14 protein-coding genes are annotated in these 14,417 nt (G+C 67.7%); 2 read left to right on the forward strand and 12 right to left on the reverse strand.

All coding sequences use genetic code 11. The features are described from left to right. Positions 1 to 74: 74 nt before the first annotated feature. The 5 genes from T336_RS0119615 to T336_RS0119635 form a co-directional block, all read right to left on the reverse strand. On the reverse strand, positions 75 to 1,547 hold the full coding sequence (locus T336_RS0119615) for an iron-containing redox enzyme family protein (protein ID WP_244883999.1): 1,473 nt from the start codon (positions 1,545 to 1,547) through the stop codon (positions 75 to 77). A gap of 124 nt (positions 1,548 to 1,671) precedes the next feature. Further along, positions 1,672 to 2,751 carry an XdhC family protein gene (locus T336_RS0119620; RefSeq protein WP_026433822.1) on the reverse strand — a complete coding sequence of 360 codons (1,080 nt, stop codon included), beginning with the start codon at positions 2,749 to 2,751 and terminating at the stop codon, positions 1,672 to 1,674. Further along, on the reverse strand, positions 2,748 to 5,135 hold the full coding sequence (locus T336_RS25435; RefSeq protein ID WP_035226630.1) for a xanthine dehydrogenase family protein molybdopterin-binding subunit: 2,388 nt from the start codon (positions 5,133 to 5,135) through the stop codon (positions 2,748 to 2,750). The genes T336_RS0119620 and T336_RS25435 overlap by 4 nt, the downstream gene beginning before the upstream one ends. Continuing rightward, positions 5,132 to 6,214 (reverse strand): FAD binding domain-containing protein, encoded by a 1,083-nt coding sequence (locus T336_RS0119630; RefSeq protein WP_026433823.1) that lies wholly within the window; start codon positions 6,212 to 6,214, stop codon positions 5,132 to 5,134. The genes T336_RS25435 and T336_RS0119630 overlap by 4 nt, the downstream gene beginning before the upstream one ends. Then, positions 6,211 to 6,894, reverse strand: a complete 684-nt coding sequence (locus T336_RS0119635; RefSeq protein ID WP_026433824.1) for a (2Fe-2S)-binding protein — start codon at positions 6,892 to 6,894, stop codon at positions 6,211 to 6,213. Before T336_RS0119635 ends, T336_RS0119630 begins: the two co-directional genes overlap by 4 nt. A 203-nt stretch (positions 6,895 to 7,097) precedes the next feature. Here T336_RS0119635 and T336_RS25440 point away from each other — a divergent pair, with 203 nt between their 5' ends. After that, positions 7,098 to 7,790, forward strand: a complete 693-nt coding sequence (locus T336_RS25440) for a nucleotidyltransferase family protein (RefSeq protein WP_051647352.1) — start codon at positions 7,098 to 7,100, stop codon at positions 7,788 to 7,790. A 9-nt stretch (positions 7,791 to 7,799) separates the two neighbouring features. Here the strand turns inward: T336_RS25440 and T336_RS0119645 are convergent, their stop codons facing one another. The 3 genes from T336_RS0119645 to T336_RS0119655 form a co-directional block, all read right to left on the reverse strand. After that, the gene (locus T336_RS0119645; RefSeq protein WP_026433825.1) at positions 7,800 to 8,435 is read right to left on the reverse strand and encodes an NAD(P)H-dependent oxidoreductase; all 636 of its coding nucleotides are present in this window, start codon (positions 8,433 to 8,435) and stop codon (positions 7,800 to 7,802) included. Between the two features lie 131 nt (positions 8,436 to 8,566). Further along, positions 8,567 to 8,998, reverse strand: coding sequence for a hypothetical protein (locus T336_RS0119650; RefSeq protein WP_035226631.1), 432 nt, complete (start codon positions 8,996 to 8,998; stop codon positions 8,567 to 8,569). Between the two features lie 19 nt (positions 8,999 to 9,017). Further along, entirely contained in the window at positions 9,018 to 9,734 is a 717-nt protein-coding gene (locus tag T336_RS0119655) for an NUDIX hydrolase (protein WP_019702792.1), read from the reverse strand. Positions 9,735 to 9,881: 147 nt separating this feature from the next. Between T336_RS0119655 and T336_RS0119660 the strand changes: the two genes are divergently transcribed. Next, positions 9,882 to 11,816 (forward strand): bifunctional metallophosphatase/5'-nucleotidase, encoded by a 1,935-nt coding sequence (locus tag T336_RS0119660; protein ID WP_051647355.1) that lies wholly within the window; start codon positions 9,882 to 9,884, stop codon positions 11,814 to 11,816. Between the two features lie 252 nt (positions 11,817 to 12,068). Here the strand turns inward: T336_RS0119660 and T336_RS26790 are convergent, their stop codons facing one another. From T336_RS26790 to T336_RS0119665, 4 genes are all read right to left on the reverse strand, one after another. Next, on the reverse strand, positions 12,069 to 12,404 hold the full coding sequence (locus T336_RS26790) for a hypothetical protein (protein WP_317135412.1): 336 nt from the start codon (positions 12,402 to 12,404) through the stop codon (positions 12,069 to 12,071). A 189-nt stretch (positions 12,405 to 12,593) separates the two neighbouring features. Then, a complete protein-coding gene (locus tag T336_RS26795) occupies positions 12,594 to 12,944 on the reverse strand; it encodes a hypothetical protein (RefSeq protein WP_156957904.1) in 351 nt (116 codons plus the stop codon). 6 nt (positions 12,945 to 12,950) lie between these two features. Further along, positions 12,951 to 13,232 (reverse strand): hypothetical protein, encoded by a 282-nt coding sequence (locus tag T336_RS26290; RefSeq protein WP_084151473.1) that lies wholly within the window; start codon positions 13,230 to 13,232, stop codon positions 12,951 to 12,953. Between the two features lie 153 nt (positions 13,233 to 13,385). Then, positions 13,386 to 14,408, reverse strand: coding sequence for an IS30 family transposase (locus T336_RS0119665; protein ID WP_035226632.1), 1,023 nt, complete (start codon positions 14,406 to 14,408; stop codon positions 13,386 to 13,388). Positions 14,409 to 14,417 lie beyond the last annotated feature (9 nt).

Raw genomic sequence — 14,417 nt, forward strand, 5'->3', positions numbered from 1 at the left:
CAAAGCCGCCACGCGGGAGCGTGGCGGCATTCTTCGTACCGGCCTCCGGGCCTGCAGCGGCCCGTGCCGTGGAGTCAGGGATGCGATGCCACGAAGCGGCGCGTGGCGTACAGGCCCACCGGCGTCCAGTGCTCCGACGGCGACATCGCGGCCACCAGGGCATCGAACTGCGCATCGGCATCCAGCGTGCCGAGGCGCTCCTTGAAGGCCACCAGGTCCGGGTCGAGCACATCGGCCCCGCCCGCTGCGCCGGCATCGTTGCGGCGCGCGCGCTGCAGGGCGCGGAAAGTGGGTCGGCGTCGCGTCTCATTGGCGGCAGCCGGCTCGAAAAAGGCCTGGCCATCCGCGCTCGCCTCGTCGCCGCGGATCCAGTCGTGGATCACCTGCAGCTCGTAGGGCGAGAACACGCCGAACATCTCCGCACGCGGCCCCTGCAGCAGGCCCCAGAAGCGGCTTTCCGCCACCGGGCGGCCGGGTTGGATCCATTTGGCCTGCACCAGGGCTTCCAGGAACGCATCCATGCCTTCGGGCGCCGACAGCCAGTCGTTCACGCTGCGGCCGGCCACCTTGCAGTAGTCCGAATGCATGCCCTGCCCGGCGCCGCACTTGGCCTGGAAGATACGCACCACTTCGGCGCGGATGTCGAAGTCCGCGATCACGCGGGTGGTGCCCAGGCCCACGTCGCCCAGGCGGGCACCATCGCGCACCCGCTGCCAGAAGGCCTGGGGATCGCCATGGCGCGGCAACAGCGCCAGCACGGCATCGCAGGCCTGGCGCGCATGCCCCGTGTCGGCGTTGTCCACCGTCACGTGCAGCGTGAAGTAGTACGGATCGATGCCCAGCTCGTTGAGCTCGTACGAGGTGATCAGCAGGTGCAGCGGCAGTTGCTCATAGCCCAGGTTGAAGCCGATGACTTCGGGCAGGAACTCTTCGGCGTTCCAGGCCAGCGCGAGCTGCACCGCGCCCTGCTCATGGAGCGCGTCGGGCAGCGCGGGCCCTTGCGACAGGCCGTAGCGCGACAGCAGCTGGCGGTAGAGCAGCACGTGGTTCTTGTCGGGGGCGCCGTCGCCGAGTTCTTCCAGGTAGGTGCGCACCAGTTCGGACATGCGCGGGTTGCGCGCGTGGCGCATCACGCCGTAGAGCCAGCTGCCATCCACCAGCTTGGTCGGGGCCACGGCCCGCAGGAAGTGCAGTGCGTGGGCCCGGTTGCGGAAATACCGCCGGCCTTCGCCTGCGCGCCGCGCGGCCAGGTATTCGCCGTACTGCGCCGACACGGCGGCGTGGCTCGCGGCCATCCAGTCGTGCAGGTCCTCGGGGCGTTCTGGCAGGGTGGCCTGCTGCAGGTCGGCGCGCGCCAGCGTATCGCGCAGCAGTGCCGCGCCCTGGCGCCTCGCCTCGGGCGTGGGGGCCGTCTGGTGCAGCGCGGCATGCAGCGATTGAAACGGCCCTTCCGGGGCGCGCACGGGCGCGTGCGCGGATGTTCGTCGGGGAGCGGGACGGTCGTCGGCGGCTTCGGGCGTGGGGGCGATCAGCGTGGAGGTTCTCATGATGGGGTACCGGATGGCGTATGCCCCATGGTTCCCCACCCTGGGGCTGCACTCCATCGGTGCGTGGCCCCCCTCCCGGTCGGCCCGCTCCTACGGTCCCATCGGCGCATGCGCCGCGCCCGCGTCAGGCGGCCGCGGCGCCACCGTGGAGTGTCCAGCCACAGGCCGCGCCCGCGGCATCGCCATGGATGAGCGCGGCTTCGGTCATGCGCGACGCGGCGGGCAGCATGGTGCCGTTCTTCGCCGCGATCACCTCGGCCAGCACGCTCACGGCGATCTCCGGCGGCGTGCGGCTGCCGATCGCCAGGCCGATGGGCCCGCGCAGGCGCGCAAGCGCATCCTCCCCGATGCCGAAATGCACGCGCAGCCGCTGCCGCCGCGCGGCGGTGGTGGCGGCCGAGCCGATGGCGCCCACGTAGAAAGCGTCGCCCTGCAGGGCCTCCAGCAGCGCCAGATCGTCCAGCTTCGGATCGTGGGTGAGCGCAATGACGCAGGTGTGCGCGTCCATGCCCATCGCCAGCACGGCATCGTCGGGCATGCCCTCGACCAGTTCCGCGCCGGGCAGGTTCCAGCCCAGCCGGTGCTCCTCGCGCGGATCGCAGACAGCCACCGCGAAGCCGCAGGGAATCGCCATCGCCGCGAGGCACTGCGTGAGCGCTCCGGCGCCGATCAGCAGCATGCGGTGCGACGGCCCCAGGCGCTGCGCGAGCGTGTCGCCATGGTCGAGCAGCGAAGGCGCGCCCTGCACGGGTGCGGCGAGGTTTTCGGTGGAAAGCGTCACCGCGCCGTCCGCGCAGCGCAGGTGTCGCCACACCACGCGGCGCTCCTGCAGCCACTGCACGAGGCGCTGCAGCCACAGCGTGTCGGGGTCGTATTCGAGCAGCAGCTCCAGCGTGCCGCCACAGGGCAGGCCGAAGCGGTGCGCCTCGTCGGCGGTGAGCCCGTAGCGCACGCGCTCCGGCGACCGCCCGGCCCATTGCGCGGCGCCCGGCAGCAAGCGCTGCAGCAGGTCGTCCTCGATGCAGCCGCCGGACACCGAGCCTTCGATCAGGCCGTCGTCCCGCAGCGCCATCCACGAGCCCACGGGCCGCGGCGACGAGCCCCAGGTGCGCAGCACGGTGGCGAGCACCGCATGGCGGCCGGCGGCGCGCCAGTCGTGCAGCGCACGGGCCACGCGGAGTTCGGGATCGGTGCCGTGCGTCACTGCGGTGCGTCCATCGCCTGCGCCGCCACCGCGGCGGGCACGCGCTCCATGGGTTGGGGCGGCACGTCGGGTGCGGGCCGCATCACCTTGTCGGGCGTCATCGGCGTGGAGCGCACGCGCCGGCCGGTGGCGTGGAAGATCGCATTGCACACGGCCGCGGCCACGCCCACGATGCCGATCTCGCCCACGCCCTTGGCGCCCAGGCGGCTCACGATGCGGTCGTCCTCCTGCACGAAGATCACGTCGATGGGCGGCGTGTCGGCGTTGGATGCAATGTGGTACTCGGCATAGTTGTGGTTCATGAACCGGCCCAGCGCATGGTCGGTCTGCGTCTCCTCGTGCAGCGCCTGGCTGATGCCCCACACCACCCCGCCGGTGATCTGGCTGTGGGCCGTCTTGGCGCTCAGGATGCGGCCCGCCGCGATCGCGCTCACCACGCGGGTCACGCGCACGGTGCCCATCTCCTCGTCCACCTTCACCTCGCAGAACACGGCCGAATGCGTGGCGCGCACGTAGTTCTTCTGCTTGAGCACGTTGGGCAGCAGCAGGTAGCGGGCCTCGACCTGCGAGCGCCCCTGCGCGGCGAGGATGTCGGTGAGCGCCATGCCGCGGTCTTCCATGGGCGCACCGCGGCGGCGCAGCCGGCCGTCCACGAACTCCACGTCGCGCAGCAGCGTGCGCTCGAAGCCCGAACCGCGCGTGCGCTGCGCCAGCGCCCACAGCAGGCGGCGCAGCTTCTCGCAGGCGCCCTCCACCGCCGAGCCGACGGTGGCCACGTGGGAGGAGCCGCCTTCGATCGGGGCCATCGGCAGCGTGGAGTCGCCCAGGCGGAACGTCACACGCTCCAGCGGCAGGCCCATCGCCTCGGCCGCGATCATCGACATCACCGTGTACGTGCCGGTGCCGATGTCCGAGGCCGCGCTGCTCACTTCCAGATGGCCGTCGGCGCGCAGCACCGCGCGCACCTTGGCGAACATCTGCATCGCATCCCAGGTGCCGGTGGCCATGCCCCAGCCCACCAGTTCGCGACCCTCGCGCATCGAGCGGGGTTCGACCGGCCGGCCGTCCCAGCCGAAGCGGGCCGCACCCAGGCCGTAGCAGGCGCGCAGCTCCTTGGTGGAGAACGGCAGGTCTTTCGATGCGTCGCGGTCGGCGTAGTTCTTCAGCCGCAGCGCGAGCGGGTCCATGCGCAGCGCATAGGCCAGTTCGTCCATGGCGACTTCGAGCGCATGCACGCCGTGCGCGGCGCCGGGCGCGCGCATGTCCAGTGGCGTGTACTGGTCGAGCGGCACCAGCCGGTAGCCGAGCCGCACGTTGTCGCAGCGGTAGAGCTGGCCGGACCAGTTCACCACCACCTCCACATAATCTTCCATGCGCGAGGTCTCGGCCACCGCCTCGTGCACGATGGCGCGCAGCGTGCCGTCGCGGTCGGCCGCGAGTTTCAGGCGCTGCCAGGTCTCGGGCCTGTGGCCGAAGGTGAACATCTGCTGGCGCGTGAGCACCACGCGCACCGAGCACTGCAGGTGCAGCGCCGCCATCACGGCGAGCACGAGCTGGTATTGCGGGCGCAGCCCCGAGCCGAACGCGCCGCCCACGAACGGATTACGCACCGTGACCTCGTCCCCGCCCAGGCCGAACACGCGCGAGACCAGCCAGCGGCTGTTCTGCGGGCTCTGGGTCTTGTCGTAGATGGTGAGGTGCCCGTCCTCCGCGCGCAGCACGGTGGAAGCGTGCATCTCCATCGGGTTGTGGTGCTCCACACCGCTGTAGTACTCGGCCTCGATCTTCACGGGCGCGCGCTCGAACGCGCCGTCGGCGTCACCGCGCGGCTTCGGGGGCGGCGAATATCCGGCCTTCATGCGGCTGGGATCTCGCGCGCGGCCCAGGTGGCGCAGCAGGTGCGTCTCGTGGCGCTCTACCTCGTAGTCGATCTCCACCAGCGACGCCGCGCAGCGCGCCGCCTCGAACGTGCAGGCCACCACCAGAGCGACCGGCTGGCCGCTGTAGCGCACCACGTCGTCCAGCAGCGGCTTGAAGGGCGAGCCGCCCGGCGCCGTCATGTCCTTGTAGAACAGGTCCATGGAGCGGACCTTCGGGCGGTTCTCGTGGGTGATGATGTCCAGCACGCCCGGCACCGCGCGGGCGCGGTCGAGGTGCATGCGCAGGATGCGGCCTTTGGCAATGCTGCTGTTGACCACCACGCCATGGGCCATGCCCTCCGCATGGTGCTCGGCCGCATAGCGCGCCTGGCCCGTCACCTTCAGGCGCCCGTCCACGCGCGAGACCGGCATGCCCAGCTTCACCGGCCCGGTGCCGGCATCGGCGCGGGGCTGCTGCCCCGCCTGCGCGCGGTCCGCCGCTTCGTTCGGCATCGGTGCATTCATGGCTGCGCGTCCTGTACGTGGCCGGCGCCGAGTTCGCCGGTGTTGGTGAGTTCGCCGTCACGCGCCATCTCCAGCGCGCGCACGATGGCCCGGCGGGCCAGTTCGATCTTGAACTGGTTGTCGCCCGGGCCGCCGGGCGCGCCATGGCCGCGCGCGCCCTGCAGCAGCCGCCCGGCCGCCTGCGCGAACGCTTCCGCCGTGGGCTCGCGGCCTGCCAGGGCTTCTTCTGCATCCGGCACGCGCCAGGGCTTGTGGGCCACGCCGCCCACGGCGATGCGCGCGGCGCGGATGCGGCCGTCCTCGCCCAGGTCCAGCCCCGCCGCGACCGACACCAGCGCGAACGCATATGAGGCACGGTCGCGCACCTTCAGGTAGGCGCCATGCCGCGCGAAGCCCTGCGCCGGCAGCGCGATGTGGGTGACGAGATCATCGCTCGCCAGCACCGTGTCGCGGTCGGGCTCGCTGCCGGGCAGCCGGTGGAAATCCGCGAAGGCAATCGCGCGCTCGCCGCCTGGGGATCGTACATGCACCACGGCCTCCAGCGCCGCCAGGGCCACGCACATGTCGGACGGGTGCGTGGCGATGCAATGGTCGCTGGTTCCCAGGATGGCCAGTTGCCGCGCCAGCCCGTCGCGCGCCGGGCAGCCCGTGCCGGGCTCGCGCTTGTTGCACGGCACGGCCACGTCGTAGAAATAGTGGCAGCGCGTGCGCTGCAACAGGTTGCCACCGTTGGTGGCCATGTTGCGGATCTGCGGCGAGGCCCCGGCCAGGATGGCGGCCGAGAGCAGCGGATAGCGCTCGCGCACCAGCGGATGCCTGGCGGTGGCGGCATTGCGGGCCAGCGCACCCAGGCGCACGCCGCCGCCTTCGGCTTCCTCGATGCCCGCGAACGGCAGGCGCCCCACATCCACGAGGCGGCGCGGCCGCATCACGCTCTCCTTCATCAGGTCGATGAGGTTGGTGCCGCCGGCGATGAACTTCGCGGGCAGCGCCCGCTCGCTCGCATGGTGCAGGCCCTGCGGCATGGTGGCGAGCGCCATCTCGGTGTCGGCCGCCGGCACGTAGTCGAAGCCCCTCATGCTGCCTCCTCCCCGGCTGGCGCCGGCCGGGCCTGCGGTGTGGCCTGCGCTGCGTGCGCAGAGGGCCGCTCGGGACCGCGCAGCGGCACACCCGCCACCTCGGCGACGGCCTGCACGATCTGCGGATACGCGCCACAGCGGCACAGGTTGCCGCTCATGCGCTCGCGGATGTCGTCGGCCGTGCGCACGCCGCCTTCGCTCAGCAGGCCCGCGGCGGAACACAGCTGGCCCGGCGTGCAGTAGCCGCACTGGAAGGCGTCGTGGTCGATGAAGGCCTGCTGCAGCGGGTGCAGCGCATCGCTGCCCTGCCGCGCATCCGCGGAGGCTGCGCCCGCATCGGCATCGGCATCGGCATCGGCCCCGGCACCGCTCCGCAGGCCGGCAAGGCCCTCCACGGTGGTGATGTGTGCGCCGTCGTGCATCACGGCGAGGGTGAGGCAGCTGTTGATGCGCTGCCCGTCCACCAGCACCGTGCAGGCCCCGCACTGCCCGTGGTCGCAACCCTTCTTGGTGCCTGTGAGCTGGAGCAGGTCGCGCAGCGTGTCGAGCAGCGTGACCCAGCAGGGAATATCGAGGTGCCGTGGCGTTCCGTTCACGTGCAGGCGTATGGCGTGGATCGACACGGCGGAGTCGGCCGGACCGCTGGCGCGGGCGACCGACATGGGGTGGCTGGATGACATCTCGCTTCCTTCACGGCCGGTGGACGAAACAGTGTCGTCGGCAGGTGCGGCGGACCCTGTAGGAAGATCGCGCGCCCATGGTCGGCCTGGCGCGGCCATACGACCCATGCGGCCTGCGGTGCAGCGCCTCGCAAGCACCGCTTCGCCGGGCCTCGGCAGCCCCTCCGGTGGCGCAAGGCCGCGCCGGGCCGTATGCTGCAGCCATGCCTTCCGTGCCCCTGTCCGGCCTGCCACACGCCTCCAACGTTTCTGCCGAGCCTTCGGATGCAAGGGCCGCACCCGCGGTGGCCGGCATCATCCTGGCGGCCGGCGCATCGTCGCGTTTCGGCAGCGACAAGCGCCGCGCCCTGCTGCCGGACGGCACGCCACTGCTTGCCGCCGTGGCCGGGTCTTTCGCCCGCGTCTTCGTGCGGACCGCCGTGGTCATGCCCCCCGATGACGACTTCGGCCTGGAGCTCTGCGCACGCCTCGGGCTCGACGCCGTGCCGAACGAGCGCTGCAGCGAAGGCCAGGGCACCTCGCTCGCGGCGGCCATGCACTGGGCGCTGGCGCAGCCCTGGCTACAGGCCGTAGTGGTGGGCCTGGCGGACATGCCCTGGGTGCGCGACGACACTCTGGCGGCCCTGCGCGATGCGCTGGTGCAATTCCCCGGAGAACCCGCGCTGCCGCTCTGGCAGGGCCGCCCGGGCAATCCGCGCGGCATTCCACGGCGGTATTTCGCGCCCCTGGCACAGGCCAGCGGCGCGCAGGCGGCCGCGCACCGGATCGATTGGGATGCGGCACGCACCGTCGCGGTGGATGACCCGGGCATCCTGCGCGACGTGGATACGCCGGCCGATCTTGCGGGCGATGCGGAGGCTCGCGCCGCCCCGGCGGCGGCACGAGTGATTCCGTAAGCCGGCCGGTCAGCGCACTTCCGTCACGAACTGGTCGCGTGGGCGGCGCACCTTCTCCAGGTTCACCAGCCAGTCGCCCTCGGGCTGGCGGTAGCCCAGCGGCAGGAGGGTGACGCTGCGCAGCCCGCGCGCGCGCAGGCCCAGGATCTCGTCCACCGCCTCGGGCTGGAAGCCTTCCATGGGCGTGCTGTCCACCTGCTCGGCGGCGGCGGCGATCAGTGCCGCGCCGAAGCCGATGTAGGCCTGCCGTGCGGCATGCTGGAAGTTCACTTCCGCGCCGCGCTGCGGGTACGAGCCCAGCAGCATGTTGCGGTAGTTCTCCCAGCCTTCGTTGCGGAAGCCGCGCACCTCGTTGGTGTAGTCGAACATCGCGTTGATGCGCTCGGCCGTGTAGTCGTCCCAGGCCGCGAACACCAGCAGGTGCGAGCCGTCGGTCACCTGCGCCTGGTTCCACGCCACCTCTTGGATGCGGGCGCGCACGTCGGGGTTCGTCACCACGATGACCTCGAAGGGCTGCAGGCCGCTGGAGGTGGGCGCCAGCCGGGCCGCCTCCACGATGCGGTCCACCTTGTCCTGCGGCACGGCGCGGGCGGGGTCCATCTTCTTCGTGGCATAGCGCCACTGCAGCACATCGAGCAATTCCATGGTGTCGGGTCCTGGTAGTTGGGTTGGGAATGTCAGGAACGGCCGAGTGTAGGAGCGGCCGCGAGGCCGCGCTCGCACGGGGAATTGCACGCCGTGGTACAAGGCCGCGCCACCGGGCACGGCGCCCGCCATCAGCCGAACAGCCCGCCCTCGTCCAGCAGCGCGAAGGCGATCTCCGGCCGCCGCTCCATTCCGCGGCGGATGGCCGCGGCGATCGCCTGCCGCGTCTTGCGGCACAGCCCGCGCTGCTCGTGCACCAGGATGGCGATACCGCGCAGCGTGCGCACCTCGCTCGCCCCCTGGGAAATGCTCAGCCGGATGCCCAGTTGCTCCTCCAGCCGGCACTCGATGCGCCGCAGGTCCGCCAGGCTCTCGATGGTCTCCAGGCGCTGCACCAGGCGCTTCTCTTCGTCGCGCGTGAGCCGCAGCACCCGGCGGTCCGCGTCCGGCGCCGCGAGCATCGCCTGCAGGTCGCAGTTGCAGGCGCCGGGCGGGCACTCCGTGCGCACCGGCACGGGGAAGGGCATCGCGGAGGAAGGGGACGGGGACATGCCGGCGGACATCGTGCCCGCATTCTAGGTTTCAGCTATTGAGCCCCCGCGGCACCACGGACAGGCACCGGCGGAAGGCCTCCCGCAGCCGGTACACCTGCGCCGGCCGGTGCGGCGCGCCGGACTCCATCAGCCCGTCCACCGGCTCCAGCATGCCCAGCTCGTCGATCTTGCGGCGGAAGCTCACCTTGTTCACCGGCTCGCCCAGCACCGCCTCGTACACCGCCTGCAGCTGCGGCAGCGTCATGCGCTCCCCGCAGAAATACACCGGCAGCGACGAATACTGGCTCTTGGACCGCACCCGCGACACCGCCAGCGCCACCATGTCCGCATGGTCGAAGGCCAGCGCCGGCAGCGCGCCCACGGGCGCCGCCTGCAGCCGCTCGCTGTCTTCCCGCAACAGCTCCGCCGGCACCAGCGCGCAATAGACGATGGACACGGACCAGCCGCGCGGATCGCGCCTCGCCCCGGAATAGGTCGCCAGCTGCTCCAGGTAGGGGCTGGCGATGCCCGTCTTCTCGCGCAGCACGCGGGCCGCCGCATCCCATGCCGTGGCGTCCTCCTGCGCATGGATGAAGCCGCCCGGCAGCGCCCAGCCGCCCGCGTGCGGCCCGTCGGCCCGCCGCAGCAGCACGGCGTGCAGCACCCCGCCCTTCAGCGTCAGCAGCACCACGTCCACCGTGCAGAGGATGGCGGGAAAACCGGTATCCGGAACAACGGAAGAAGAAGCGGGAGCAGGCGAGGCCATGGATGGAAAGAAGGAAGGGATCGCAACGAACCCGGAGTGTGCCCCCAATCACTTTCCCCGCCCTCCCCCATTCATCGTTCTGTCACGCCGCGCCGCAAGCATGCGGGCTTTGTCACAAGCAGTAAGGAGAACGCCATGAAGGCCAATATGGGAAAACACAAGGAGAACACGCAGGGCCACGTCCTGGGGCACCGTGTCCTGGCGCGGAGCGCGGCGTTGGCCGCGGCAGCCCTGGTGGCGGCCTGCGGCGGCGGATCGGGTGGTGGCGGCGTCTTCCAGGGCGAGCCGATGGAACTCACCATCCTGCACATCAACGACCACCACTCCACGCTGGAAGCCAGGTCCAGGACCCTGCAGCTCTCCACGGGCGGTTCGACGCCGGCCACCGTGGCCGTGGATGCTGGCGGCTTCCCGCGCGTCACCGCCGCCATGGACGAACTCTCCAAACGCTCGGCCAACGTGCTCAAGCTGCACGCGGGCGACGCCCTGACCGGCACCCTGTACTTCAACCGCGCCGGTGCCGACGGTGAAGCGGATGCGGCCCTGATGAACACCGTCTGCTTCGACGCCTTCACGCTCGGCAACCACGAGTTCGACAAGGGCGACACGGGCCTCAAGAACTTCCTGGACCTGCTGCGCAAGGGCAGCTGCAAGACACCGGCCCTGAGCGCCAACGTGCGCTTCGGCGCCAGCTCCGCGCTCAATGCGGCCAAGGCCCCGGATGCCGTCCAGGCCTCCACCATCGTCGAGCGCGGCGGCCAGAAAATCGGCATCGTCGGCCTCACCGTCGCCGGCAAGACCAAGGCCTCCTCCAGCCCCGATCCGGACACCACCTTCGAGGACGAAGCCACCGCCGCCCAGCGCGAGATCGACCGCCTGCGCGGCCAGGGCATCAACAAGATCGTGCTCATGAGCCACATCGGCTACGACGCCGACCGCCAGATCGTGCCCAAGCTCTCGGGCGTGGACGTGGTGGTGGGTGCCGATTCGCACACCCTGCTCGGCCCCGACGCGCTCAAGACCACCGGCGTGGGCACGCCCGGCGGCGCCTACCCGACGCGCACCACCGACAAGGACGGCCGCACCGTCTGCATCGTCCAGGCCTGGGAATACGCCCAGGTGGTGGGCGAACTGAAGGTGAGCTTCGACGCCGACGGCAACGTCACCCAATGCGCCGGCACCCCGCACGTGCTCATCGGCGACAACTTCACCCTCGGCGGCAAGGCCCCGACGGAGGCGGAAGCGAAAGCCCTGCAGGCCAGCGTGGCCGCCACCGGTTTCCTGCACGTGACGCAGCCCTCCACCGCGGCCACCGCCACCCTGCAGCCCTTCAAGGACCGCGTGTCCGTCTTCAACCGCACCCAGGTCGCCGTGGCGACCGAGGAACTGTGCTCGCGCCGCGTGCCCGGCGGCGCGGGCTCCACCGACTACAGCCGCTCCAGCGCCGCCTGCAACGCCGAAGGCAGCGTGAGCGCGCGCGGCGGCGACATCCAGCAACTGGTCGCCCAGGCGTACCTCGACGTGGCCAACGCCCGCTACGGCGGCGCCGACATCTCGCTGCAAAGCGGCGGCGGCGTGCGCATCCCCCTGCAGGGCACCGTCTCGGCCGCCCAGGTCATCCAGGTTCTGCCCTTCGGCAACATGCTTTTCCGCCTCGACGTGACCGGCACGGAAGTGAAGGCCATGCTGGAAGACGGCATGGAAGCCGTTTTCGGCACCGGCGGCTCCACCGGCCCCTACCCCTACACCGGCGGCCTGCGCTTCGACGTGAACGCTGCCGCCGCGGCCGGCCAGCGTGTCTCCGGCATCGAGGTGCGCAATGCCGCCTCGGGCGCGTGGGAGCCCCTGAATGCGACGAAGACGTACAAGCTGTTCGTGCTGAGCTTCAACGCCACGGGCGGGGATGGGTACAAGACACTGGCGGCCGTGCCTGCGGCGCGGCGGCTGGACATCGGGGTGCTGGATGCGGATGTGTTTTTCAGCTACATCGAAAAGCAGGGGAAGGATGGGGCGACCGGGTTGCCGGTGCTCAAGCGGTTGCCGCGGGAGTTATATAGCACGAAGACGTTTCAAGGGCGGTAAGGCATCCTCATGATGTGCTGTACCCGATGGTGCTCGGCAAACGCGCCTTCGGGTCAGCAACAAATCTGACCTGCAAAACGCTGGACGTCTACCCCAATGATTGGTACGGCTGCAGGGGACAGGTCATTAGCGCGCATCGTTGCTCGTGGACTGCGTCGCCTGGTTTGTCAGCGCCGCCGTCACGCTGCCGTCCGGAGCCTGCGCCGCGCTACATGTCACTGTGACATTCCATCGCTCGCTGATTGCTGGAGTTCAAAGAGAATTGAGAAAATCTAAAATTAAAGACTTGGAAAGTCTCCATTCGCACAAGAGTTCTCCATCAATATTGATATTTGTGTAAGGAGGAACATTTATATATATATCTTGTTCATTAAAATTATCTTTTATACCCTCTAGCAAAAGCATCTGATTATGCAATCGAAAATGATCTTCAACAGGATAAATTGGCCACCAGTTGATAAAACGTGCATACTTCGGATCTCGCATAGCAGTGATAAGCGCTGATGGTCGACCGTCGAGCACCATCTTAATCGCATCCCGCCACTGCATTTCATATTGATTTTTTTCCAGTATTCTAGAGGCGCCCAGAAATTCTCTCTTAAACCTGCTCCCTCAATAAATCCCAACGCTACGAGCTCATCGTTTCGAAAAAATGGCTCATCTCTAAATGATATATTAAACATTTTCATCCTTAATTGCGACTCACTTCACACACTAGTAAGCGGCAGGGTTTTGCAGACCTTCCCTAGTTAACGAGAATCAACGTCGTTACACGGACTATGAACCGTGTAGGCAACCTTCTTCATCTACCCATAAAATCGGCGGTATTTCATAAAAATAGTCACTTAGATCACTTTCTGAAATAGCATTCTTTGGAAACTTTGATTTCAAATAATCAACTATATTTTTTGAAGAATTTTCCCAAATATCTCCGCCGTGAGGATAAAATTCGTTTGGAACCAAAAACCTCACCCGCCCCTTTTCTAGCAAGTCTTCAATCAACAAAAAGAACTCTTCTTTTTGCTCAAAAAAAGATATCCCAGGATTAAATCCGGCAATGTTGCTAAAAATAGCTGAAGCCCATAATCCGAAGGCTTCGGAAACAATTTCATCTTTATTGTTGAGCATTTTATTTTAAGAATTTAATTCCACCCGCGCCTTTTGATGAGCTATTCCTCGCGAAATTTCCATAGTCCAAGCCGCTCCGGTTTGATCAACAGATGCAGATACATCGCGCAAAACAAAATTTCCGTTGGCGTTATCGACAGTGTAACGCACTCCTGCGTTGCCGCGAATGGTTAGTGGGACAGGATTAGGCAGTGCTGTACCGGTTAACTCTTCAAAATATGTCTTGACCTCTTCCTCGGTAACGCCGGAGAAAACCTTAGCTTTACCTGAATTTGGTAGTTCAAGCACTGTACGATTCCCTACCTGCAAGCCACCTCTTGAATTACCATTACTGAAAAACTCCGATAACTCGGATGCTCTATTAGCAGATAAGGACGAATTTTTATCAAAGTGGTCTCAAACCTGAAGTGCAACACCACTGTTTGAGATTGAGTTTCCGTTTCAGTGAATAGTAGCGTCCTGCTGCTGCGCAATGGCCTGCATGAACTGCTGGAACGCTTTATAGGGAGAGCGCCATCCCAAGGTCTCGCGAGGGCGGTTGTTCATGAGGTCAGCAATCGAATCGAGCGCCGCCTGATCGTGAATACCCAGGTCGGTGCCCTTGGGCAGGAACTGGCGCAGCAGTCCGTTGGTGTTCTCGCAGCTGCCACGCTGCCATGGACTGTGAGGATCGCAGAAGTACACGCGCACGCCCGTGGCCTGGGCGAGTTCGCGGTGGCGGGCCATCTCCTTGCCCTGGTCATAGGTGAGCGTCTGGCGCATGGGCTGGGCCACCTGGTTGAGCTTGGCCGTGAAGGCCGCCAGGGCCGATTCTGCGGTGGCATCGGGCATGCGGCACAGCAGCACCAGGCGCGTGCTGCGCTCGACCAGTACGCCCACCGCGGAGCGGTTGTTGGCGCCCTTGATGAGGTCGCCCTCCCAGTGCCCGGGCATGAGCCGGTCGTCGGCCTCGGGTGGGCGTACGTGGATGCTGACCATGTCTGGAATCTGCCCGCGCCGGTCCTGGCCGGCAGAGCGGGGGCGGCGCCCACTGCGGCCCTGGCGCAGCAAGGCGAGCAACTGCTTCTTCAACTCCCCGCGGGGATAGGCATAGATGGCGTTGTAGATGGTCTCGTGGGACACGCTCTGGCGTGGGTCGTCGGGATGCATGCGCTGCAGTGTGCGGGCAATCTGCTGGGGCGACCAGCGCCAGAGCAGAAGATCGCAGACGATGCGCCAGAGGCGGCTGTGCGGGTGCAGCTTGGGGGCAGGACGCGCTGCTCTGCGGCGGGCCTGGCAGGCAGCCTGGGCGGATTGCAAGGCATAGCCGTCGCGAGGGGTGCTGTTGCGCGCCAGTTCCCGGCACACGGTGCTGGGGCTGCGCCCAAGCAAGCGGGCGATGGATCGCCCGCTCCATCCTTGCTGGACCAGCGAGGCCAGCGTGAGGCGTTCTTCGGGCTGCAAGTGCGTGTATCGCGAAGTCATCTGTGCAAG

Source organism: Paracidovorax oryzae ATCC 19882 (assembly GCF_000687165.1).
Lineage (GTDB): Bacteria > Pseudomonadota > Gammaproteobacteria > Burkholderiales > Burkholderiaceae_C > Paracidovorax > Paracidovorax oryzae.

Coding starts and splice junctions, on each gene's coding strand:
- T336_RS25440 (WP_051647352.1), top strand. CDS start 7,098: ATGCCTTCCGTGCCCCTGTCCGGCCTGCCACACGCCTCCAACGTTTCT.
- T336_RS0119615 (WP_244883999.1), bottom strand. CDS start 1,547: ATGAGAACCTCCACGCTGATCGCCCCCACGCCCGAAGCCGCCGACGAC.
- T336_RS25435 (WP_035226630.1), bottom strand. CDS start 5,135: ATGAATGCACCGATGCCGAACGAAGCGGCGGACCGCGCGCAGGCGGGG.
- T336_RS26795 (WP_156957904.1), bottom strand. CDS start 12,944: ATGCTCAACAATAAAGATGAAATTGTTTCCGAAGCCTTCGGATTATGG.
- T336_RS0119655 (WP_019702792.1), bottom strand. CDS start 9,734: ATGGCCTCGCCTGCTCCCGCTTCTTCTTCCGTTGTTCCGGATACCGGT.
- T336_RS0119665 (WP_035226632.1), bottom strand. CDS start 14,408: ATGACTTCGCGATACACGCACTTGCAGCCCGAAGAACGCCTCACGCTG.
- T336_RS0119635 (WP_026433824.1), bottom strand. CDS start 6,894: ATGTCATCCAGCCACCCCATGTCGGTCGCCCGCGCCAGCGGTCCGGCC.
- T336_RS0119650 (WP_035226631.1), bottom strand. CDS start 8,998: ATGTCCGCCGGCATGTCCCCGTCCCCTTCCTCCGCGATGCCCTTCCCC.
- T336_RS0119645 (WP_026433825.1), bottom strand. CDS start 8,435: ATGGAATTGCTCGATGTGCTGCAGTGGCGCTATGCCACGAAGAAGATG.
- T336_RS0119630 (WP_026433823.1), bottom strand. CDS start 6,214: ATGAGGGGCTTCGACTACGTGCCGGCGGCCGACACCGAGATGGCGCTC.
- T336_RS0119660 (WP_051647355.1), top strand. CDS start 9,882: ATGGGAAAACACAAGGAGAACACGCAGGGCCACGTCCTGGGGCACCGT.